Below are 21,247 nucleotides of genomic sequence, written 5' to 3'. Positions count from 1 at the left end.
CGTAACAGGGCGGAAACGACGACAGGGTTTCCTGGGTACATGACTGAATCACAGGCCATCGCCGAGAACTCCTCAGACTCCGAGCTCATCGCCCCGACCCGGACCGCCACGCCGTTCCACACCACCCTCGCCGAGCTGAACCGGATGACGCCTGCCCAGATTTCGGCGATGATCGGCGACCTGCTCTACAACCCCACTCTCGGGGAAGAGGTCGCCGCAGCCGCCCCGTTCCGGAACCTGGAGCACCTCCTGGATGTCGCACACCGCGAACTGCTCAGAATGCCGCGGGTCGAGGTCCTCGACAGTATCCAGGCTCACCCGGTCCTCGGTGAACAGACCTCCGACATCTACTCCAGGGAAGAGCAGTCATTCATCCTGGAATCTCCACCTGAGGTCCTCAGCGAGATCGCCGACCTGTGCCGGCGCTACGAGGAGCGCTTCCACCACCTGTTCCTCGTCTGTGCCCAGGGGATCGGCGGTCACGAGGTCCTCCGACTGCTACGCCGCCGGCTGGAGAACCCGACCGTCACGGAATGGGAGACGACGGTCCGGGAACTGGGCAGGATCAACACCCTGCGTCTCCGCAGCGTCGTGAAAGGCTGACTGTCGTCAGAAGCTGACCACAGTCCCACCGGTGTGGATACCGGTTCGCACCACCGGTTCGCACTACCCGTTGGCGCTACCGGGCGTCGACGAGGTCGATGATGAACACGAGGGTACGGCCGGCCAGGGGATTGCCGCTGCCGACAGGGCCGTAGGCCAGTTCCGGGGGAATGGTCAGCTTGCGGCGTCCTCCCACCCGCATGCCGGGGATTCCGTCCTGCCATCCCTGGATAAGCCCGGCGAGGGGGAATTCGATGGTGGTTCCACGGTCCCAGGAGGAGTCGAACTCCTGCCCGGTCTCGTAGTCGACGCCCACGTAGTGGACCTCGACCATGCCGCCTGCCACGGCCTCGGCGCCGTCACCGACGGTGATGTCCTCGATGACCAGTTCTTCAGGGGCCGGCCCCTGTTGGGCGTCGATCTGCGGCTTGACCATCTCGGTCACACTCCTCTTCTCGTCGGATACAACCGCGCCAGTCTACCAGCTGCACGCGGAAAACCCCGGTCGAGGCAGGAGCGCGAACTCCCCGACCCCGTCCGGGAACCGGTGTGACCGGGGGAAGGCCGGAGGGGAACAGTCAGGGCGGAAGGAGGGGAACCGGCAGGTCAGGCGATGGAGACCCCGGATATGACAAGCCCCGCCGACCGCTGTTCATGCGGGGCGGGGTGACAGCTGCCGGCGGCAGTGACGATGGTGACCCGGTTCCGCGTGGGGCGGCACCGGGTACGGTGTCAGCGCTCGGAGCGCGGGGTGACCTTGCGGAGGGTCTCGCCGGTGTAGATCTGGCGGGGCCGGTTGATCTTCGCGGTCGGGTCGTTGACCTGCTCGAGGTAGTGGGCGATCCAGCCCGGGAGCCGGCCCATGGCGAACAGCACGGTGAAGAAGTCCGTGGGGAAGCCCATGGCCCGGTAGATCAGACCGGTGTAGAAGTCGACGTTCGGGTACAGCTTCCGGCTGATGAAGTAGTCGTCGTTGAGGGCGATCTCCTCCAGCTTCATCGCCAGGTCCAGCAGGTTGTCGCCACCGAGGTGGTCCAGGATCTCGTGCGCGGACTCCTTGACGATGGCGGCACGGGGATCGTAGTTCCGGTACACGCGGTGACCGAAGCCCATGAGCTTGACGCCCGGCTCCTTGTTCTTCACCCGGGCCATGAACTCGGTGGCGTCGTCACCGTTGGAGTGGATGTCCTCGAGCATCTCCAGGACCGCCTGGTTGGCTCCACCGTGCAGCGGGCCCGACAGCGCGTTGACGCCGGCGGCGATGGAGGCGTAGATGTTCGCCTGGGAGGACGCCACCATGCGGACTGTCGAGGTCGAACAGTTCTGCTCATGGTCGGCGTGAAGGATGAGCAGCTTGTCGAGGGCCCTGGCGACCACCGGGTCGATCTCGTACTCCTCGGTCGGGTAGCCGAACATGTTGCGCAGGAAGTTCTCCCGGGCGTTCAGCGCATTCGAGGGGTACATGTACGGCTTGCCCTTGGACGCCCGGTAGGCGTACGCGGCGAGCATCGGGACCTTGGCCATGAGCCGGTAGGTGTTCTTGAGCTGGAAGTCCTTGTTGAGAGGGTCTAGCTCATGCTCGTAATAGGTCGCAAGGATGTTGACCGAGGACGCGAGAACGTTCATCGGGTGCGCATTGCGGGGGAAGATCTTGAACTGGCTCTTGAAGTCCTCGTCCAGCAGGGTGTGCTTGCGGATGTTGTGGTTGAAGTCCTCGAGCTGGGTCTCGTTCGGGAGTTCACCGTTGATGAGCAGGTAGCTGACCTCGTTGAAGCTGGCGTTGTTGGCGAGGTCGGCGATGTCGTAGCCGCGGTAACGCAGGATCCCGTTGGCTCCGTCGATGTAGGTGATCTGCGACTTGGTGGAACCGGTGCTCACGTACCCGGGGTCGAACGTCGTGTAACCCGTCTCGGCGAGGAGCTTACCCAGTGCGAAACCGGAGTTTCCTTCGGTCGCCTTCACGATCGGCATCTCGTACTCGCCACCGGGGTAGTGGAGAACGGCCTTGTCCTGGTTCTCGGAAGCCATTGACATCCCTTTCGATGTTTTCTCAAGTTCTCGGTTACGTCCACAGTCCGATCGCCACCAGTGATGGCGGCCCGGAGGAGGGCACACGGCCGGACTGACCGGACCGCGGGCGGTCGTGGGATAGGACACACTCTACAGAATTCCCGACACAGGCAACACGCCGGTACCGGATACTCCGCGCCACGGGTACCCCCAGACTCTCCCCCTTATGAAACGGTACCCGGTACGGCGGGTGCGCCCTCGACCGCGCACCCGCCCCTGCGGCCCCCGGTAGTCGTTCCCTGTTGTTCCGGACGGGCCGTCCACAGGTTAGGCTGATGCGTGGCACACTCCGGGATCACCACAAGATCCGGGGACGACAAGAAGAAAGCGGACAGTACCTCACCATGAGCGATCAGTTCCTGACCCTCCCCGAGAACCTCCTCCCCTCCGACGGCCGGTTCGGCTGCGGTCCCTCCAAGGTCCGGCCGGCCCAGATCGACGCGATCGTGGCCGGAGGCCGGGACATCATCGGGACCTCCCACCGCCAGGCGGCCGTCAAGAACGTCGTCGGTTCCGTCCGGGAAGGCCTGGCGCAGCTGTTCCAGCTTCCCGAGGGCTACGAGATCATCACCTCACTGGGCGGGGCCACCGCCTTCTGGGACGCCGCGGCCTTCGGCCTCATCCGCGAACGCTCCGCCCACCTGACCTACGGCGAGTTCTCCGGGAAGTTCGCCACCGTGTCCACGAAGGCACCCTGGCTGGCCGACCCGGAGATCCACGCCTTCGAGCCCGGCACCGCCCCGGCGTCCTCCGAACTGGACGGCACCGACGCCGACCTTGTCGGCTGGGCCCACAACGAGACCTCCACCGGCGCGATGGTGGCCGTCCACCGGCCTGCGACGGACGCCCTCGTCGCCGTGGACGCGACCTCCGGTGCCGGCGGTCTCCCCGTGGACATCTCCGAGACCGACATCTACTACTTCTCCCCGCAGAAGTGCTTCGCCTCCGACGGTGGCCTCTGGTTCGCAGCCTTCTCCCCCGCCGCGCTCGAGCGCGTCGAAGAGATCAAGGCCTCCGGCCGCTACATTCCGGCGTTCCTCGACCTGAAGACCGCCGTGGACAACTCCCGGAAGAACCAGACCTACAACACTCCGGCCGTCGCCACCCTGCTGATGATGGCTGACCAGGTCGGATGGATGAACGCCAACGGCGGGCTCGAGGGAATGGTCGAGAGGACCTCCGAATCCTCCGCGATCCTCTACAACTGGGCCGAGTCCCGTGCCGAGGCCACCCCCTTCGTCTCCGACCCTGCAGGACGGTCCCTGGTCGTCGGCACGGTCGACTTCGACGACTCGGTGGACGCCACCGTCATCGCCAAGACCCTGCGTGCCAACGGGATCCTGGACACCGAGCCCTACCGCAAGCTGGGACGCAACCAGCTGCGGATCGGTATGTTCCCCGCCATCGAGCCGGAGGACATCCGTACCCTGACCAGGGCCGTGGACTACATCCTCGACGCCGGCGTCGCCTCCCGGTAACAGCCGCACCGCCCGGGATCTCCGGAACCGGTCCGTGGAGGGGAACAGCCCGTCATTCCGACGTATCTGTGCAGGTGTGCGCTACAGTCGCAGGCGAGAGAGCTTTCACTACCACCACGGAGGTCCCGATGCAGGAACTGGAGTTCGTCCCCGGCGACAGTGACGCCACCTCCCTGGTCCTGCGCGTCCCCGGTTCCGCAGAGGACGGTGAGCGCTTCCTGCTGGAGGTCACCGGCCCGCTGAAGGAGATCCTCACCGCCTCCCCCACCACCGGCGGCACAGAATCCGCAGGTGCCGGACAGGCTGCCGACACGACCCCCACCTCAACCGGACCCGCCGTCCGCCCCCTCTCCGGGGCAGCCGACGGTCGCGGCGGAGGCACTGCCCCGAAGGAGCGCAGGGAGAAGGTCCGTCTGCGTCCCCGGGACATCCAGAAACGCCTCCGGCACGGGGCGACCGTCGCCGAGCTCGCCGCGGAAACCGGCGAACCGGAGTCCCGTCTCCTGCCGTACGCCCACCCCATCGAGATGGAACGGCACCGTATCGCCCAGCTGGCCAGGGACGCCTACCCCGTCCGCGCCGACGGTCCGGCGGAGCACACGCTCTGGGAGGTCCTGGCCACCGCGTTCGGTGCCCGGGGGGAGGATGTCCGAGCCGCCGAGTGGGACGCGGCCATGGACTCCTCCGACGCCTGGATCGTCACCGTGACCTGGACCCGGGGCAACAGACGGGGTGCCACCCAGTTCGTCGCCGAGTTCCGCTGGGTACCCGCCCGGACGCCTGGAGCCGGACCGTCCACGGTCGAGCCCGCGAACTCGGTCGCCGGCGACCTCATCGACCCCCGGTTCAACCGGCCGGTCCGCAGTGTCACCCCCGTACCCGGGGCCGGAGAGCCCGGTGACGGGTTCGACGGGAACGGTGACGTCGTCGACGACGTCTTCCCCACTGACGGAGACGCCGCCGGCAACGGCGGTATCGGCGACAACGGGGCCACCGGCGCGGACGGTGATACCGGGGTACCGGGCCCCGCCAGGCGTGACGGGTCGACCGTGGACCTGTTCGGCGATGCGGTCGGCAGATCCCCGTCCCACCCTTCCCGACGCAGGAAGGGCGCTGCAACCCCGCACTGGGAGGATGTGCTGCTCGGGGTCCGCAACCCACCCCGGCGGAGGAAATGACGGATGGGGTCACAACAGGTCGTCACCCTCTGGTTCATCACCGCGGCGGATCCGCGTGCCGTTCTCGCCGCGGAGCCTGCAGCCGACCGGGGATACGCGCGGAAGCTTCTCGCCCAGCTCAATCCGGCCTGGCCGCTGACCCACATCGGTGACTTCGACATGAACCGGTCCGCACCCCCCGGCGACGGAGAGTTCTACATCGGCGGATACCGGGGACTCACTGTCGTGCAGACCGTCCTTCCGGATGTCCCGCACAACTGGTCACTGTCCGGCCTGCCCCAGCTCACAGAGCCTTTCGCACCTTTCGCGTCCCTGACCCGGATGATCCCCACCGCCGACCTGCTCGTGACGGTGCACACCCCTGGCAACCGTGACGGCCTGGGCGGTTTCGCCCACTGGGTGGGCGGTCGGATGACCCGCTGTTTCTACGCGACCCGGGAACACATCATCGAGGACACCGGACTCCCGCTGCCCGCCGAGGCGGCTTTCTGGGAGGGGGACACCGAGGCACACGGAATCGAACTGCCGTTCCGTCCCTCCGAGATGGCTGCCGCCGCTGTCACCCACTGGCTGGGCTTCCGGGTCTCCGACGAGATCGACATCCCGGTCGCGGCCTTCGCCATCGACGGGCGCCCTGAGGTCCGCACGGGGCGGCCCGGTGACCTCCCGGTGCCTGCCGTGCCGGCCGGTCATCGGGAACTCGTCGGTGACGTGGACGTACTTCGGGATCTTGTAGCGGGCCAGTGTGCCCTCGCAGAACTCACGGATGTCCCGGGCGGTCAGCGGTGCGGCAGGGTTGCCCTCGGCGTCCTCCAGGGTGGTCTCCGTGTTCGGCGTCATCGCCACCACCCGGTAGCCACGGTCACGGAGGTCCGACAAACCTCTCTGCCAGGTGGTTGTCTTCCCCGGCATGTGTGCGAACGGCACGCGGAGAACATGCCCCATGGACACCCTCACGACCCGCCGGTACAGCGGGTCGGAGCAACCGGCACCGAGAAGCACCGCACCGACACCCAGCCCCGCCGCATTGCGGAACAGGGCGCCGATGTTCTCGTGGTCCCCCACACCTTCGAGGACGCCGATGACGCGGTTGCCGGGGTCCAGTCCGTCGAGCACCTCGGTGACGGTGGGCTCGGGTACCCGGTCGGCGGCAGCGACGAGGCCGCGGTGCATGTCGAATCCGGCGACGTCGGCGAGTGTCTCCCGGTCCACCTCGTAGAGAGGGACACCGGAGAGACCTGCCGCGACAGCAGGGTCGGCGGCCGCGGCGTCCACAAGTTCGGCCAGGCGCCGCGGGAAACCCACCACGCAGCGCACCGGGAAGCGTGAGGAGATCAGCCGCGGGACAACGAGGTTACCTTCGGCGATGACGAGGCCCCTGCCTCCGGGGAGGTCGGGACGGCGGTCGGAGGAGTTGAGGTCCCGGACGTCGTCGAGGCGGGGGTCCAGGGGATCGGATATGACGGTCACAGGTTCCACCCCGTCAGCCTAGCGGGTGGGCCGGGGCGGTCGGCCGCCGAGTCCGGTCCCCGGATCGGGGTCCTGCTCAGCCGATGGCGTCCTTGATGGGGTCGATCCCGAAGTAGACGGCGAAGAGCACCGCGACGAGGTACATCAGCGGGTGGACCTTCCGCCAGTTGCCGGTCCCCAGCTGCAGTACGACATAGGCGACGAAACCGATGCCGATGCCGTTGGCGATGGAGTAGCTGAACGGCATCATGACGATCGTGAGGAATGCCGGCAGGCCCGTGGTGAGGTTGCCGAAGTCAATGTCCTTGACCTGCGCCATCATCATCGCACCGACGATGACGAGAACCGGGGCGGCGGCCTCGATCGGCACGATCTCGTAGAGGGGGGTGAGGAACATGGCTGCGAGGAAGATGAGACCGGTGACGATGTTCGCCAGCCCGGTCCTGGCACCGTCGCCGATACCCGCGGCGGAATCGACGAAGACCGTGTTGGAGGACGCCGAGGCCGCGCCACCGACAACCGCACCGGCGCCCTCGACGATCAGGGCGGTGCGCATGTCGGGCAGGACGTCATTCTTGTCGACCAGGCCGGCCTGCTTGCCGAGGCCTGTCATCGTGCCCATGGCGTCGAAGAAGTTCGACAGCACAAGGGTGAAGATGAGCAGGCAGGCGGAGAGGAAACCGACCCTGGTGAAGGCGCCGAAAAGGTCGACGTTGCCGATGAGGCCCAGGTCCGGCAGACCTCCGAGGGAGTCCGGGACGGCCGGGACAGCCATGTGCCATCCCGTGGAGGGGGAGTCGTCAGGGTCCCCGGCGACCGCCTGGACGATGACGGCGAAGACGGTGGTCGCGACGATACCGATGAACAGGCCCCCGCGGACCTTCCGTGCGGCAAGGATCCCGCAGATCACCAGGCCGACGACGAAGACGACGCCGGACCAGCTGACGATGGAGCCACCGACCCCGAAGCTGACCGGGACGGTGGTGTTCATGTCGTCGGTGTTGCGGGTGACGAAGCCGGCGTCCACGACACCGACGAAGGCGATGAACAGTCCGATGCCGACGGTGATCGCCGACTTCAGGGATGCGGGGATCGCGTGGAACACGGCTTCCCGGAATCCGGAGACCGCCAGTGCCACGATGATGACACCGTCAATGACGACCAGGCCCATTGCCTCGGGCCAGGTCAGTCCCTCGGTGGCGACGAAGGTCACCGCGACGAGGGTGTTGATGCCGAGGCCGGCGGCGATGCCGAACGGATACTTCGCGAAGATGCCGAAGGCGATCGTCATCACGCCGGCGGCGAAGGCGGTGACGGCGGCGACCGGGGAGATTCCCAGCACATTGCCGTCACGGTCGGCGACGGTGCCCAGGATGAGCGGGTTGAGCAGAATGATGTAGGCCATCGCGAAGAACGTGACCACGCCGCCACGGACCTCGGTGCCGACTGTGGAGCCGCGTTCGGTGATGTGGAAGTAGCGGTCGAGGAAGGACCGCGGTTCCGCACCTGCGGGGGTCTTCAGTCCTGTCGGCCCTGCAGGCCCTGTCGGGGTTGCCATATGGAACCAGCTTTCAGTTCAGGAAACGTCAGATGGGACGTCCCAGTTTCTCCCGTCGGCGCGGTGCGGGCAACCTGAGCCGCAGTGAGTACGGTGAGGACGGTGAGAACAGTGGGGGAAACGGAGACTGTCGAGGCCTGCGGGCGTACCGGAAATTCGCGGCACCTCTTAAGTACCTCTTCAGTACCTCTTCAGTACCTCTCGGGGCCGCCGTCGTCGTACGCGGTCCGGGAGGCGCTGCCCTCACCTGCTTCACGGGGGGTCTCGGAGTGTGCGCCGCAACCGTAGTCGGATGCCACGACCCTGCCGTCCGCGGAGAATTCGTTGGCGCACACACCCACCTCAGGAATACCGGCCTGTCCCGCCCGACCGGCCTTTCCCGCCCGACCGCCCGACCCTGCTGCCCCGGTACGCACGTGCCGCTGCAGGGGGAGCCAGAAGGCACAGCTGTCGCAGGAGCGTTCCGCCAGACCGGCGAACTCCGGGTCCGGGGCGTCCTCGCCGGTGGTCCAGCGCCGCACCGCCGCCTCCCAACCTGCCCGCGTGAGACTGCGACGGGCGCCCGGGTTACGGGGGACACCGTCGGCAGAACCGGCAGAACCGGCAGTACCGGCAGGGTCGTCGGGGTCTGTCACGCGGGGGTCGTCGGTCTTCAGGGGCAGACGGTCCCCGGGCCGCAGGTCCCCCGGCCGGATCCTGTCCTCGTAGGGCACCCAGGCGGGTGCGGCGAGGGCGTGGTCTCCTGCGTGGAGTGAGACCTCGTTGACCGTCACATGCTCGGTCCCCGGCGCGCAGGCGATGACAGCTATCCACTCCCAGCCCCGGTATCCACGCTCGCGGCATTCGAAGCGGTGTGCCGCACTGTCCGGGCCCACGGTCGTGGCACCGAGATGACGGCCCACCGCTTCCGGCCCGGCGATCTCGACGACCGCTTCCTCGGCGACCTCCTCTCCCCTGGCAGAGAGCAGGACGCCGCGACCGGCCCCCCGCCGGTCATGTGTCCGCTTTCCCCCGTGTCGTCGATTGCTCACACTCCCCATTATGGCAGCATGGAGCCCATGGTCCTGTATCCGTCCAGCTCACCCCGCCGTTCCGGGCCCTTGTACCGCGGGGCTCCCGTGATTGCCGTCCTTTCGGTCCTGGCACTGGCCGGATGCTCGTCGGGGGGTGGAGGGGACACGCCCGGGTCGGCGTCCGGACAGGGGGCGGGGGACGCCGCGACCCTCACCGCGGAGGTTGTCGCGGAGTACCCCTCCGACCCGACGTCCTTCGTCCAGGGTCTGGAGGTCATGCCGGAGGGGGACCTGCTCGTCTCCACCGGACGTGAGGGGAGTTCCCGGATCTACCGCACCCCGCTCACCGGCGCCGTGTCGGTCGGCGACGGTGCCGGCCCGACCGGGGCTCCCGTACCCACGGTGTCCGTCGACCTCGACCCGGAGTTCTTCGGTGAGGGATCGACACGGCACGGTGACACGGTCTGGCAGCTGACGTGGAAGGACGGGGTCGCGGTGAAACGGGACGCCGCGACACTGCAGGAGACCGGCCGGGTGCAGTACCCCGGTGAAGGATGGGGCCTGTGCACCAACGGCGAGCGGCTGGTGATGTCCGACGGTTCGTCGACGCTGACCTTCCGAGACCCGGAGACCTTCGGGGAGACCGGACGGGTCGAGGTGACACTCGACGGTGAACCGGTGACACAGCTCAACGAGCTCGACTGTTCCGACGGTGAGGTGTGGGCGAACATCTGGCAGTCCGACAGGATCGTGCGGATCAGCCAGGCCACGGGCGAAGTCACCGGCGTCCTCGACACCTCCGGCCTGGACCTTCCCGCCCGGGACCGTCGGGGAGCGGACGTGCTCAACGGGATCGCCCGGGTACCCGGGACCCCGGACCACTACCTTCTGACCGGGAAGCTCTGGGACACCGTGTACGAGGTGACCGTCCGGTGAGCAGTGACCGTCCCGGTCCCACCCACCGTCTGGCGGCGAAAGTCTGGGGAATGCTCGGCGCGGACGGGGCCAGAGAGTCCGGTCTGACCGCGCTGATGTACGCCACGATCGCGAACTTCGCCGTGGACGCTGTCCTGGCCGTCGCACTGGCAGGCACCCTGTTCTTCTCCGCGGCGACCGGCGAGTCGAAGAGCTCTGTCGCCGCGTACCTCCTGGTCACCATCGCGCCTTTCGCAGTTCTCGCCCCTGTGATCGGCCCGGTCCTCGACCGGATCCGCACCGGCCGTCGCCTGGCCATGTCACTGACTTTCGCCGGTCGTGTCATCCTCGCGGCCGTGCTGCTGCAGAACTTCCACTCGTGGCTGCTCTACCCTGCCGCACTCGGGATGCTGGTGCTGTCCAAGGCGTACGGCGTCCTGAAATCCTCTGTCACCCCCCGGCTGGCGCCCGAGGGACTCGACCTGGTGCGCGCCAACGCCCGGCTGACGATCACCGGACACATCGGCGGTTCCATGGTCGCCGGCGGGCTCGCGGCGGCCGTCGCCTTCGTCGAGGATCCGCAGGCGGCACTGTGGCTGCTGCTGGTCTGTGCCCTGGCGGGAATCTACCTGTGCGCTCTCATGCCGGACGCCGCCGAGGGCAGTGCGGACGAGGTGTACGCCGATCCTTTCGCCCCCACAGAGGTCATCGCCGCTCCCCGGGGTGAGCGGACCTCCGACGCCACAGCCGTGACACGTGACATGCCCGCACCGCAGGGGCATCGTCCGCGCGGTTCACTGGTCAGGCAGTGGCGCCGGTCAATGTCCGTCCGCTTCCCCGACGCCACCCGCACAGCCATGTGGGGTACCGCCCTGCAGAGGCTGGGGACGGGGTTCATGACGATCTACATCGCCTTCGTCGCGAAGTCCTCCCACGGTCTGTCCGGCACCGAGCAGCTGGCCCTCCTGGGCGTCGTCGGGGCGGCCGGTGGTGTCGGTACCTTCCTCGGCAATGCGGTCGGTTCCCGGGTGAGGTTCTCCCGTCCGAGGTCGACCGTCATCGTGCTGGGCGTGGTCTCTCTGGCGTCGGTGGTCTTCGCTGCGGTCGTCGACGGTGCTGCCACGGCTGCGCTGGCCACCGCGGTGCTGTCCGTGGGAAGCGCGATCTCGAAGTCCTGCCTGGACGCCACGATCCAGGAGAATCTCGACCAGTCCGCCCAGGCGTCGGCGTTCGGTATCTCGGAGACGACACTGCAGCTATCCTGGGTCCTGGGCGGCACTCTGGGGCTGCTGCTGCCGACCGAGCTCACCGTGGGTATGTCGGTACTGGCAGCCACCGGTACAGTGTTCTTCGTCAACGTGATCGCGGCGTCCCGCGGCATCGGTGTGGGATCACTCATCGGCCGTGTCCGGTCACGGTCCTGACCGCAGCACCGAGACGGAAAGCAGGCCCCATGTCGGACGAGTCCCCGAAGCAGACGAAGAAGCAGCGGCGAAAGGCCGCACAGCGCCGCCAGCTGCTCACGTTCCTGGGGATTGTCGTCCTCGTCGTCGTTGTCGCCGGGGTTGTCCTGGGGGTCCAGAGGTACCGGTCCTCGCAGGCGCACACCTCCCCCTCCGACCTCCGGGTCACTGTCACCACCGCAGACGGCGACATGGAACTGGCACCGTATTCGGTGTGCGGCTTCGACGACACCGACTGCAGCGGCGGGCAGTCCTCGAGGATTCCGCTTCCCGCCGACGGCGAGGTGACGGTCAGGCTGCCGCAGGACATCTACGACCATGACTGGAAACTCGTCCAGATCTACGATGATCCCGCCGCGAACACGGAGAACTCCTACTCCGCCAACGAGCAGAAGGAGTTCACTCTTCAGGGCTCCTCCCCTGCCGAGGACGCCGAGGGCAACCGGCCCCGGCTGGCTGTCGCGGAGATCCAGACGCTCCTCGTCGAAGGCTCCGGTGACGACGAGGAACCTGTGGCGGCGGTGTGGTCGCTCACTCCGGACGATGTCGCCGAAGACGCGACCGGCGCCACGAGCACCACAGACGCCGCCGACCGGTAGTCACCTCCTCGCACCGGGGAAGCACCGGGGAATCGCCGGGGCGGCACCGGGGTTTCTGCCTCAGGCGTCGAGTTCGCGGGCGATTGTCCGCAGGATCTCGGCCACCTGGTGGCCTTCTTTTCGCCCGGGCCGTCGTCCGGCCTCCAGCGCCGGCTGGATCCTGTTCTCCAGCAGCGAGACGGTGTCCTGGACCAGTCCGTGGAGTTTCTCGGGCGGGTACCTGTGCGCTGCGCGGCGGGGCCCCTGGTCGAGCACTGTGACGCGCAGTGCCTCCGGGCCACGGCCGCGCAGGCCGGTGGCCAGGTCGTATTCGATGCGTTGACCCTGGACGAGTTCGGTGACTCCCTCGGGGAGCACCTGACGTCCCACGTAGACGTCCTCCTGGCCGGGGTTTGTCACGAATCCGTAGCCCTTGTCGGCGTCGAACCATTTCACCTTGCCGGTCGGCATGTCTTCTCCGTGTCCTTTCCTGTGGTCGGCATCCGGCGTCGCCGGGTGCACGGGGAACCGATGACTTTATCAACCGGACCCCTCCGAATCACAACTGCCCCAGTTGTCCCGCTAGTCCCACGCTGCCAGATATGTGACCAAGATCACTATCCCACTCAATCCACAGCATCACATTTACATAACGACCCAGACACGGATTGATAACGGGGCCGCTGAGCAGGAGCTCCGTCCTTCTCCCCGCCCCGCAACCTCCACCAGCGCCTCCGGTCAGACCACTGTCCGGCGCCGGGTGACGGACCCGGACGACCTCACTGAGCGTGACTAAAACGTGACCGGACGTTACGCTGTCCACCGAACCGAGCGGGGACGTCCCCGCTTGCAGACAGAGACAACGACGGAGAACGACGGAGAACGACGGACAGCGGCGGACCGGTCACCGACCCCGCCCCACCTACTCCCTGCTTTGCCCTGCTTTTCTCCCTCCCCGTTCAATGAAATGCACATCTGAGAGGCACACGTGTCATGAGCACGACAGTCACACCCAAACCAGAGGGGATCGACCTCACCTCCGGTGAGTTCCCCAGAATCCCCGTCGCAGAGGCGCGGCGCGGCGCCACCCTGGCCTTCTTCGCCTGGACCCTCGCCGTGTACGACTTCATCCTGTTCGGCACCCTGCTGCCGCGCATCAAAGAGAGCTTCGGCTGGTCCGAAACCACGGCCCTGCTCGCCAACACCCTCGTCTCCGTGGGCGTGTTCATCGTGGTCATNCCGTCGGGGGAGCCAGGGGCGCGTCCCCCGCTCCCGCGGCGATCTTCCGGGCCGTGGACTAGACCCTGGATTGCTCAACAATCCGACAATGCGGCGTCCCGCAGGCTCTCTCTTATACAAACCTACAAGCGTATAAGAGCCACCCTCGACACCGTGTTCGCGCAGATCTCGGCACTGTTCGAGGCCGCCGGCTACCCGGTCCCCCAGCAGATCACCGACGCCTACAACGAGCACCGCGAGGAACTCGACGGTGCCTACCGTGCCGGGACCGAGAAGCTGGGCCAGGCTGTCGACGGCATCACCGCCGCCGCCGGTGCCCTGAGGTTCTGACACGGCACGCCGGAAGCTACCGGGGCCGGGTCACCGACACCTGCCCCGTCCACGGCGAAGGCCCCGCAGAACAGCTGTTCTGCGGGGCCTTCGCCGTGCATCGGTCACCGGGACCGCGCAGAGACTACTTCGCGCGGTTGATCACGGTGAACGGGTGGACATAGGGCAGGGTTTCCGCGGGAACCGGGAGATCGATGTCACCGTAGGGGCTCAGGGCACCGGCGTCCCCTGCGATGAGTTCGCTGACGGCGTGACGACCCTCCGGGACGTCCTTCGGCCAGCCCGGATCAACGTAGTGCTTCTTCTCAACATCAGCCATGTGACCCATCATTCCACACCTGACCGGGCGTGCAATACCTGAAGACCCCGGACGGGCGCGACCCCACCCCCGGCACCCGTCCGGGTAAAATCGACGGAATCATGCCCGACAACGATTCCAGGACGGATCCCTCCACCACTCCCCCGTTCCCGACGTACGGTGAGTGGCTGGCCGACCACGGTGACTCCACCCTCGTGGACCTGTTCTGGCGCCTGCGTGCCTTCCACAGCCCGTTCATGCCGTCAGCGGGTTCCGGGACAGCCGGATCCGCCCGTGGCACCGCGCCCTTGCCGACGGTGACCGACGTCGGGGCGCTGCGACAGCTCGACGCGGCCCACCTGGCGGTTCTCCATGCCCTGGTCCGGGCCGGTGCCACCCACCGTCCGGTGGACCGCGGCGAGCTCCGGTCCGCACTCACCGGGCTCTTCGACACGGCCGGAACACCGGAGCACCGACGCCTGCCCGCAGAGGAACTCCCCGGGCTGCTGACCTCCCTGGCACACCTCGCACTGGCCTACGGGCCGGGACTGCGTGTCGACGGGGCAGGCGACGCCGAGACCTTCCCTGTGGCGGTGCCCGGCAACCTCCGGTCGCTGTTCGGCCCCGCCACCGACATTCCGTGGGCCCTGGTCGACGGCTACCGTTGCCCCGTTCCGACCCGGGACATGCCCGACGTCCTCGGAAAGCTCCCGGAACGACAGCGGCGGCTCCTCGACACCCTGTCGTCGGCCGGCGGTATCGGACACTCCACCAGTCTCGACGATCCGGAACGGCCGCTGGCGCGCATGATCGCCGCCGGCCTGCTGGACCGCATCGACGCCGGGACGGCGCGACTGTCGCCCCGGGTGGGTGCCTTCATCTCAGGCCGGATCGTCCCCGCGCCCGGCGGCGACTTCACCGTCGCCGTCCCGGTTCCGGTCACCGGCGCTGTCGACAGTGCCGGGGCGGCACGCGCGGTGGAGACCCTGCGTCGGGTGACAGACCTGCTCACCGATCTGGCGACTGCACCGCTGCGTCCGCTGACCGCGGGAGGGGTCGGCGTCCGGGAACTCACCCGGGTCTCCCGCAGCACCGGGGCCACCGTCGGGGAGGTCACGGGCACGCTGCTGCTGTGCAGGCACGCGGACCTGGTCTCCCGGGGTCTGCCCGTGCCAGCTCCCGAGGTGGACGCGGCCGGTCCTGACGGCGACGTCTGGGGGGTGACCGACCGGGGGGCGGAGTTCCTGTCCGCGGACACCGCCCGTCGCTGGGCACTGCTGCTGTACGGCTGGTCGTCCAGCCCCCACGCCCAGTGGGAGGCGGCGACGACCGGTGCCCACCTGCTCGAGGACTCCCTGGACAGCCCGCGGATCACCGCCCTGCGCCGGATCACCGCCGAGCTGGTGACCGTGCTCGACGGTGGGACGGACGCCGCGGAGAAGCTGTGGCAGCTGCGCCCCTCCCTCGCCGCCCGTACCGGAGTCGACGCCCTGGACGCCGTGCTCGGTGAGGCGGAGGAGCTCGGTCTCCGGGTCGACGGCAGTCCCACCGGTGCCGCCACCGCACTCGCCACCGCACTCGCCACCGCGCTTGACGCGGATCCCGGCCCGGGTCCCGCTTCCGCCGACCCTGTCGACGCCCTGACGGAGGCACTGGCCCGTGTACTGCCCGATCCGGTGCACACCCTGCTCATCCAGGCAGACCTCACGGTCCTGGCGCCGGGGCTGCTCGATGCCCCGACCGAATCCATGCTGCGCCGTATCGCGGACGTCGAGTCCACCGGCATGGCGAGCGTGTGGCGGATCTCCACCGGATCACTGAAGAGGGCGGCGTCCTACGGGGAGTCCGCGGAGAGCGTCCGGGGGTTCCTGTCCGGAATGGCCGCGGAGATCCCCCAGGGCCTCGACTACCTCATCTCCGACACCTTCCGGGACACCGGATCCGTGACAGCGGGGACGGCCTCGACCGTGCTCACAGCACCGGACGCGGCCATGATGGATCTCGTCCTGGGGCAGCTCACCGACGCGGAGGCGGACCGCGCCGGGCTGCGCCGGATCGCGCCGACTGTGGCGGTCAGTCGGTCACAGCTCTCGGTCGTCGTCGACGCACTGGACGCCTCGGGCGCCAGGGTGAAAGTCGAAGGCGATTCCGGTGCCGTCGCCCACGGACCGGTCCTGTCCCTGGTTCCTGACCCGGACCCGCCCGTGGTCACCCGGGACGACGTCGCAGGCCAGCTGGAAGCGGCGGTCGAGACCCTGCGTCGCTCACAGGAGACGCGTCCCGACGATCCGGACGGCTCGGGGACAGTTCCGGGGGTCGAGACGGTCCGCGAGCCGCGGGCGATCATGGACGCCCTGCGCACCGCGTACGACCGGGGCACCCGGGTGGAGATCAGCTATGTCGACGCCGACGGCTCTGCGGTCCGGGAGTGGATCTCGGTGGTGACGATGAGCCCGGTGAAGATCGTCGGGGTGACGGAGTCCGGGGGAACGTCACTGGGGATCCGCCCGCACCGCATCTCCTGGGTCGGAGTTCCCGTGGGCTGAGCACCGTCTGCTGCAGGAGCCGGATCCGGACTAGACTGGTCCGGTTGCGGTCTGCAGCAGCAGACCCGTCCCGGCCGGCACCGCCGCGGGCCCCACCGCCCGCCACCGCCGCCTGCCACCACAGTCCCCGTTGTTAGGAGTTCCCGTGCCACTCGGCGACGGACCACTGATCGTCCAGTCCGACAAGACAGTCCTGCTCGAGATCGACCATCCGGCGGCAGCCGAGGCGCGCAACGCCCTGGCCCCGTTCGCGGAGCTCGAACGCGCACCCGAACATGTCCACACCTACCGGATCACTCCGCTGGCCCTGTGGAATGCACGGGCCNCGGCCGGCACCGCCGCGGGCCCCACCGCCCGCCACCGCCGCCTGCCACCACAGTCCCCGTTGTTAGGAGTTCCCGTGCCACTCGGCGACGGACCACTGATCGTCCAGTCCGACAAGACAGTCCTGCTCGAGATCGACCATCCGGCGGCAGCCGAGGCGCGCAACGCCCTGGCCCCGTTCGCGGAGCTCGAACGCGCACCCGAACATGTCCACACCTACCGGATCACTCCGCTGGCCCTGTGGAATGCACGGGCCGCCGGGCATGACGCCGAACAGGTGGTCCATGTCCTGGAGACCTATTCGCGATTCCCGGTACCGCAGCCGCTGCTCATCGACATCGCGGGGACGATGGACCGTTACGGTCGGCTGACCCTGGCCACGGACCCCGCCCACGGGCTGGTACTGGAGTCGAAGGACCCGGCGGTGCTCGCCGAGATCCGGAGGCACCGGAAGATCAGCCCCATGCTCGGTGAGCAGCTCGACGCGGACACCGTCGTCGTGCACCCGTCCGAGCGGGGCCGGATCAAACAGGAACTGATCAAGGTCGGTTGGCCCGCCGAGGACCTCGCCGGGTACGTCGACGGGGAGGCCCACCCGATCGCACTGTCCACGGAGACTGAACCGTGGGAGCTGAGGGACTACCAGGAGATGGCCGCGGACTCCTTCTGGTCCGGCGGGTCCGGCGTCGTCGTTCTGCCCTGCGGTGCCGGTAAGACCATGGTGGGGGCTGCGGCGATGGCGAAGTCGCAGACCACCACCCTGATTCTCGTGACCAACACCGTGGCAGGACGCCAGTGGCGTGACGAGCTCATCCGCCGGACCACCCTCACCGCCGACGAGATCGGCGAGTACTCCGGGGAGAGAAAGGAGATCCGTCCCGTCACGATCGCCACCTACCAGGTCGTCACACGCAGGACGAAGGGCGAGTTCCGTGCTCTGGAGCTGTTCGACTCCCGTGACTGGGGACTGATCATCTACGACGAGGTCCACCTGCTGCCCGCCCCGGTCTTCCGGATGACCAGTGACCTCCAGTCGCGTCGCAGGCTGGGGCTCACCGCCACCCTGGTGCGTGAGGACGGACGCGAGGACGACGTCTTCAGCCTCATCGGGCCGAAACGTTATGACGCCCCGTGGAAGGACATCGAGGCCCAGGGGTTCATCGCGCCCGCGGACTGTACCGAGGTGCGCGTGCAGCTCGGTGACAGTGAGCGCATGGTCTACGCGACCGCAGAGCAGAACGAGAAGTACCGGCTGGCCGCCTGTTCCCCGGTCAAGACCCCGGTCGTCAAGAGGATCCTGGAGAAGCACGCGGGCGAACCTGCCCTGGTCATCGGCGCGTACATCGACCAGCTCGAGGAACTCGGGGAGGAGCTGGACGCCCCGGTCATCGACGGCAAGACACCGAACCGGCGACGCGAGGAGCTCTTCGACGCCTTCCGTGCGGGGGAGGTCGGCGTCCTCATCGTCTCGAAGGTCGCGAACTTCTCCATCGACCTTCCGGGTGCATCGGTCGCCGTCCAGGTGTCCGGCACCTTCGGGTCACGGCAGGAGGAGGCGCAGCGTCTGGGCCGTATCCTGCGGCCGAAGCCGGACGGGGGTGCGGCGTTCTTCTACTCGGTGGTCGCCCGTGACACACTGGACGCGGAGTATGCGGCGCACCGCCAGCGGTTCCTTGCGGAGCAGGGGTACGGCTACCGCATCATAGATTCTGTAGACCTGTAGGGGATCACCGTGACCGAGTTCAATTTCACCGTCGACGAGAGCTTCGCCCGCACCCACAACGAGTTCTTCCGGGACGCCCGGCGCTTCCAGTGGTCGGCGGGGATCCTGGGTCTCCTGTTCCTTGTCGCCACGGTTGTACTGGTGCTGGTCGGCACCGGTCTGACGGTCACTGTCGGTGTGGCCTGCGGGATCATGGCCCTGCTGTGTCTCGTGATGGTGCCTGTGCTGCCGCGGCAGCTGGGCTCACCGCAGTCCTACTACGACCGTTACGACCTCGTCCCCGCGGTCGTGGCGAAGGTGAACCCCCGCGACGTGGTGCTGCTCGCCCTGGTGGACACGGCCGTCGACGGCACCGGTGAGCCCTCCACCCCGGCCCTTGCGGTGCGGACGGTGACCTCGGTCCCGGGCATCCGGCGGGTCGTCGGTGAGCACGTGCCGTCGATGGCCGTGACAGGGATGCGCACCACCCGCAACCGGAACCACTGGGAGGAGATCTCCCCGATGCCGGTGGCGTGGGGGACGAAGGACCGTGCGGTCATCGACGCCGCGGACGGCGCCGTCCCCGCCGGGCGGTGGCGGAAGCTCGAGGGACTGGTCGGCCGGGTCGACGAGGTCGAGGCGACGAGGCGGAGACTGCTGGAACTGTAGCCGGGGGCGCAGGGACCGTCGGGGGAGCCAGGGGCGCGTCCCGTGTTCCTGTGGTGATCTTCCGGGCCGTGGACTAGACTCTGGATTGTTCAACAATCCGACAATGCGGCGTCCCGCAGGAGACAACCCGATGACAGCAATCGACCTCAACGCAGATCTCGGCGAAACATACCGTGGCGTTCCCGTCGCCGACGACGCCGCCATGATCGGACTGGTCAGCAGCGCGAACATCGCCACCGGATTCCATGCCGGCGACCCGCACTCGATCGCCGGGACGGTGGAGGCGGCCGCGCGACGCGGCGTCACCGTCGGGGCACACATCGGCTACCGGGACCCGGAGAACTTCGGCCGTACCTTCATCGACATCGACCCCTCCCGCCTCGCCGATGAAGTCCTCTACCAGATCGGGGCACTCGACGCCCTCGCCCGCCGGTACGGCACCCGGGTGCGGTACGTCAAACCCCACGGCGCCCTGTACAACACCATCGTCCACGACACAGAACAGGCCCGCGCAGTCATCGACGGCGTCCACGCCTTCTCCGCGGACATCCCCGTCATGCTCCTGCCCGGCGCAGTGGCCGCCGACATCGCCGGGAAGAAGGGCCTCCGCGTCATCCGCGAGGCCTTCGCCGACCGCAACTACAACCCCGACGGCACCCTCGTCTCCCGTGACCGGCCGGACGCCGTCGTCCCCGACCCCTCCTTCGTCGCCGACCGCGTACGCCAGGTCGCCACCACCGGTACCGTCACCGCAGTCGACGGCACGGTCATCAGGGTGGACGCCGAATCCGTCTGCGTCCACGGTGACTCCCCCGGCTCGGTGGCACTGGCGCGCAGCATCGTCGAAGAACTCGCACGCGACGGCATCACCGTCCGGAGCTTCCTGTGACCGCCCCGACCCCGCAGTCCGTCCCCGTCCACCGCGTCGGCACTCTCGCACTGCTCGTGGACCTGCCCGACCTGGCGACCGCGATGGCGTGGCACGCCGCGCTCAGCGCCGACCCCCTGCCCGGCCAGACCGAGGTCGGCGCCGCCGCAGGCACCGTCCTCGTCCGCTTCAGCTCCCCCACCCACGCGGCCTCGGCGCGACACATCCTCCCCGGGTTCACACCCGGGCGCACGACCCTGCCCGACCCCCGTGAAGTCACCGTCGACGTCGTCTACGACGGGGAGGACCTCGATGACCTCGCCAACGGTCTCGGGATGAGTACCGCGGCGCTGGTCGACCTGCACTCCTCCACGACGTGGGTCGCCGCGTTCGGCGGCTTCGCCCCGGGTTTCACCTACTGCGTGCCGCAGGGGGACCCCCGACTGCCGGAGATTCCGCGACACCGGTCCCCCCGGACAACCGTCCCCGCCGGATCGGTGGCCCTGGCCGGGGAATTCTCCGCGGTCTACCCCCGCACCTCCCCGGGCGGCTGGCAGCTGATCGGGACGACCACCACTCCGTTCTGGGACGCCGCGTCCGCCCACCCCGCCCTGCTCTCCCCCGGTGACCTGGTCCGCTACCGGCCGGTGACACCCCGGGCCGAAGTCGGCCCCGCACAGGCACCGGGAAAGGTCACGTCACCGGCGTCCTCCCCCACAGGACCGCGCAAGAGCGTGGCCCGCCCCCTCCCCCCCCCGCCCCGCCGCCCCGTGCTGCAGGTCGACGACCCGGGCCTGCAGACCCTCGTCGAGGACCGGGGACGCCACGGGTACGGCGACCTGGGAGTCCCCGGATCCGGTGCCGCCGACCTCGGCGCCGCCCGGGCCGCGAACGATGCTGTCGGCAATGCACGCGACGCCGCCGTCCTGGAGAACATCGGCGGGC

Annotated in this window: 18 protein-coding genes and 3 pseudogenes; 14 read left to right on the top strand and 7 right to left on the bottom strand. The window is 68.3% G+C overall.

Annotated features, from left to right (window positions below; genetic code table 11):
* The first annotated feature begins 39 nt into the window (after nucleotides 1-39).
* Nucleotides 40-603 carry a 2-oxo-4-hydroxy-4-carboxy-5-ureidoimidazoline decarboxylase gene (locus tag BN3906_RS13465; RefSeq protein WP_066590115.1) on the top strand — a complete coding sequence of 188 codons (564 nt, stop codon included), beginning with the start codon at nucleotides 40-42 and terminating at the stop codon, nucleotides 601-603.
* A 76-nt stretch (nucleotides 604-679) separates the two neighbouring features.
* Here BN3906_RS13465 and BN3906_RS13460 read toward each other — a convergent pair whose 3' ends face one another.
* Together BN3906_RS13460 and BN3906_RS13455 are read right to left on the bottom strand one after the other, a co-directional pair.
* On the bottom strand, nucleotides 680-1,039 hold the full coding sequence (locus tag BN3906_RS13460) for an FKBP-type peptidyl-prolyl cis-trans isomerase (protein ID WP_066590210.1): 360 nt from the start codon (nucleotides 1,037-1,039) through the stop codon (nucleotides 680-682).
* A gap of 296 nt (nucleotides 1,040-1,335) precedes the next feature.
* Complete coding sequence (locus tag BN3906_RS13455) at nucleotides 1,336-2,631, bottom strand: citrate synthase (protein ID WP_066590113.1); 1,296 nt, start codon at nucleotides 2,629-2,631, stop codon at nucleotides 1,336-1,338.
* 386 nt (nucleotides 2,632-3,017) lie between these two features.
* On the opposite strand from BN3906_RS13455, the gene serC reads away from it, so the two are divergent.
* The 3 genes and pseudogenes from serC to BN3906_RS15545 form a co-directional block, all read left to right on the top strand.
* Nucleotides 3,018-4,151, top strand: coding sequence for a phosphoserine transaminase (gene serC / locus BN3906_RS13450; protein ID WP_066590111.1), 1,134 nt, complete (start codon nucleotides 3,018-3,020; stop codon nucleotides 4,149-4,151).
* A gap of 128 nt (nucleotides 4,152-4,279) precedes the next feature.
* Nucleotides 4,280-5,329, top strand: a complete 1,050-nt coding sequence (sepH, locus tag BN3906_RS13445) for a septation protein SepH (RefSeq protein WP_066590109.1) — start codon at nucleotides 4,280-4,282, stop codon at nucleotides 5,327-5,329.
* A gap of 3 nt (nucleotides 5,330-5,332) precedes the next feature.
* Nucleotides 5,333-5,887 (top strand): annotated as a pseudogene (locus BN3906_RS15545) (DUF6928 family protein); the annotation flags it as partial.
* A gap of 228 nt (nucleotides 5,888-6,115) precedes the next feature.
* Here the strand turns inward: BN3906_RS15545 and BN3906_RS13435 are convergent.
* The 3 genes and pseudogenes from BN3906_RS13435 to BN3906_RS13425 form a co-directional block, all read right to left on the bottom strand.
* A pseudogene (locus BN3906_RS13435) lies at nucleotides 6,116-6,808 on the bottom strand (TrmH family RNA methyltransferase); the annotation flags it as partial.
* A gap of 67 nt (nucleotides 6,809-6,875) precedes the next feature.
* Nucleotides 6,876-8,357: an NCS2 family permease gene (locus BN3906_RS13430; protein ID WP_066590103.1), complete on the bottom strand. Its 1,482-nt coding sequence runs from the start codon at nucleotides 8,355-8,357 to the stop codon at nucleotides 6,876-6,878.
* A gap of 191 nt (nucleotides 8,358-8,548) precedes the next feature.
* Nucleotides 8,549-9,388: a DUF3027 domain-containing protein gene (locus BN3906_RS13425; protein ID WP_066590209.1), complete on the bottom strand. Its 840-nt coding sequence runs from the start codon at nucleotides 9,386-9,388 to the stop codon at nucleotides 8,549-8,551.
* Nucleotides 9,389-9,406: 18 nt separating this feature from the next.
* On the opposite strand from BN3906_RS13425, the gene BN3906_RS13420 reads away from it, so the two are divergent.
* Genes BN3906_RS13420 through BN3906_RS13410 form a run of 3 tightly spaced genes read left to right on the top strand, consistent with a single transcriptional unit; the run spans nucleotide 9,407 to nucleotide 12,347 of the window.
* Entirely contained in the window at nucleotides 9,407-10,306 is a 900-nt protein-coding gene (locus BN3906_RS13420) for a glutaminyl-peptide cyclotransferase (protein ID WP_066590101.1), read from the top strand.
* Complete coding sequence (locus BN3906_RS13415; RefSeq protein WP_261797045.1) at nucleotides 10,303-11,709, top strand: MFS transporter; 1,407 nt, start codon at nucleotides 10,303-10,305, stop codon at nucleotides 11,707-11,709. Before BN3906_RS13420 ends, BN3906_RS13415 begins: the two co-directional genes overlap by 4 nt.
* A 29-nt stretch (nucleotides 11,710-11,738) precedes the next feature.
* A complete protein-coding gene (locus BN3906_RS13410) occupies nucleotides 11,739-12,347 on the top strand; it encodes a DUF2771 domain-containing protein (protein ID WP_066590089.1) in 609 nt (202 codons plus the stop codon).
* Nucleotides 12,348-12,407: 60 nt separating this feature from the next.
* Here the strand turns inward: BN3906_RS13410 and BN3906_RS13405 are convergent, their stop codons facing one another.
* Nucleotides 12,408-12,797 carry a cold-shock protein gene (locus tag BN3906_RS13405; RefSeq protein ID WP_066590088.1) on the bottom strand — a complete coding sequence of 130 codons (390 nt, stop codon included), beginning with the start codon at nucleotides 12,795-12,797 and terminating at the stop codon, nucleotides 12,408-12,410.
* Nucleotides 12,798-13,319: 522 nt separating this feature from the next.
* Between BN3906_RS13405 and BN3906_RS13400 the strand changes: the two genes are divergently transcribed.
* Entirely contained in the window at nucleotides 13,320-13,895 is a 576-nt protein-coding gene (locus BN3906_RS13400; protein WP_066590087.1) for a resuscitation-promoting factor Rpf1 domain-containing protein, read from the top strand.
* A 124-nt stretch (nucleotides 13,896-14,019) separates the two neighbouring features.
* Here BN3906_RS13400 and BN3906_RS13395 read toward each other — a convergent pair whose 3' ends face one another.
* The gene (locus BN3906_RS13395; protein ID WP_066590205.1) at nucleotides 14,020-14,214 is read right to left on the bottom strand and encodes a hypothetical protein; all 195 of its coding nucleotides are present in this window, start codon (nucleotides 14,212-14,214) and stop codon (nucleotides 14,020-14,022) included.
* A 101-nt stretch (nucleotides 14,215-14,315) separates the two neighbouring features.
* On the opposite strand from BN3906_RS13395, the gene BN3906_RS13390 reads away from it, so the two are divergent.
* The 6 genes and pseudogenes from BN3906_RS13390 to BN3906_RS13370 form a co-directional block, all read left to right on the top strand.
* Entirely contained in the window at nucleotides 14,316-16,739 is a 2,424-nt protein-coding gene (locus tag BN3906_RS13390) for a helicase-associated domain-containing protein (RefSeq protein ID WP_066590202.1), read from the top strand.
* Between the two features lie 145 nt (nucleotides 16,740-16,884).
* Nucleotides 16,885-17,130: pseudogene (locus tag BN3906_RS15540) on the top strand (helicase-associated domain-containing protein); the annotation flags it as partial.
* Nucleotides 17,131-17,139: 9 nt separating this feature from the next.
* On the top strand, nucleotides 17,140-18,786 hold the full coding sequence (locus BN3906_RS13385; protein ID WP_066590199.1) for a DNA repair helicase XPB: 1,647 nt from the start codon (nucleotides 17,140-17,142) through the stop codon (nucleotides 18,784-18,786).
* Between the two features lie 9 nt (nucleotides 18,787-18,795).
* Entirely contained in the window at nucleotides 18,796-19,434 is a 639-nt protein-coding gene (locus BN3906_RS13380) for a DUF3239 domain-containing protein (RefSeq protein WP_066590083.1), read from the top strand.
* A gap of 130 nt (nucleotides 19,435-19,564) precedes the next feature.
* Entirely contained in the window at nucleotides 19,565-20,323 is a 759-nt protein-coding gene (locus tag BN3906_RS13375; protein WP_066590082.1) for a LamB/YcsF family protein, read from the top strand.
* A partial coding sequence (locus BN3906_RS13370) for a 5-oxoprolinase subunit B family protein (protein ID WP_147593013.1) occupies nucleotides 20,320-21,247 on the top strand: 928 nt, incomplete at its 3' end. The genes BN3906_RS13375 and BN3906_RS13370, both read left to right, overlap by 4 nt.

The sequence above is a fragment of the Corynebacterium provencense genome (assembly GCA_900049755.1).
Classification (GTDB): Bacteria; Actinomycetota; Actinomycetes; order Mycobacteriales; family Mycobacteriaceae; genus Corynebacterium; species Corynebacterium neomassiliense.
This window is presented reverse-complemented; position numbering and strand designations above follow the sequence as displayed.

Bases quoted from the DNA above. Each gene is read 5' to 3' on its own strand.
- BN3906_RS13455 (WP_066590113.1), bottom strand. From the start codon at position 2,631: ATGGCTTCCGAGAACCAGGACAAGGCCGTTCTCCACTACCCCGGTGGC.
- BN3906_RS13420 (WP_066590101.1), top strand. From the start codon at position 9,407: ATGGAGCCCATGGTCCTGTATCCGTCCAGCTCACCCCGCCGTTCCGGG.
- BN3906_RS13460 (WP_066590210.1), bottom strand. From the start codon at position 1,039: ATGGTCAAGCCGCAGATCGACGCCCAACAGGGGCCGGCCCCTGAAGAA.
- BN3906_RS13390 (WP_066590202.1), top strand. From the start codon at position 14,316: ATGCCCGACAACGATTCCAGGACGGATCCCTCCACCACTCCCCCGTTC.
- BN3906_RS13430 (WP_066590103.1), bottom strand. From the start codon at position 8,357: ATGGCAACCCCGACAGGGCCTGCAGGGCCGACAGGACTGAAGACCCCC.
- sepH (WP_066590109.1), top strand. From the start codon at position 4,280: ATGCAGGAACTGGAGTTCGTCCCCGGCGACAGTGACGCCACCTCCCTG.
- BN3906_RS13395 (WP_066590205.1), bottom strand. From the start codon at position 14,214: ATGGCTGATGTTGAGAAGAAGCACTACGTTGATCCGGGCTGGCCGAAG.
- BN3906_RS13405 (WP_066590088.1), bottom strand. From the start codon at position 12,797: ATGCCGACCGGCAAGGTGAAATGGTTCGACGCCGACAAGGGCTACGGA.
- BN3906_RS13410 (WP_066590089.1), top strand. From the start codon at position 11,739: ATGTCGGACGAGTCCCCGAAGCAGACGAAGAAGCAGCGGCGAAAGGCC.
- serC (WP_066590111.1), top strand. From the start codon at position 3,018: ATGAGCGATCAGTTCCTGACCCTCCCCGAGAACCTCCTCCCCTCCGAC.
- BN3906_RS13375 (WP_066590082.1), top strand. From the start codon at position 19,565: ATGACAGCAATCGACCTCAACGCAGATCTCGGCGAAACATACCGTGGC.
- BN3906_RS13465 (WP_066590115.1), top strand. From the start codon at position 40: ATGACTGAATCACAGGCCATCGCCGAGAACTCCTCAGACTCCGAGCTC.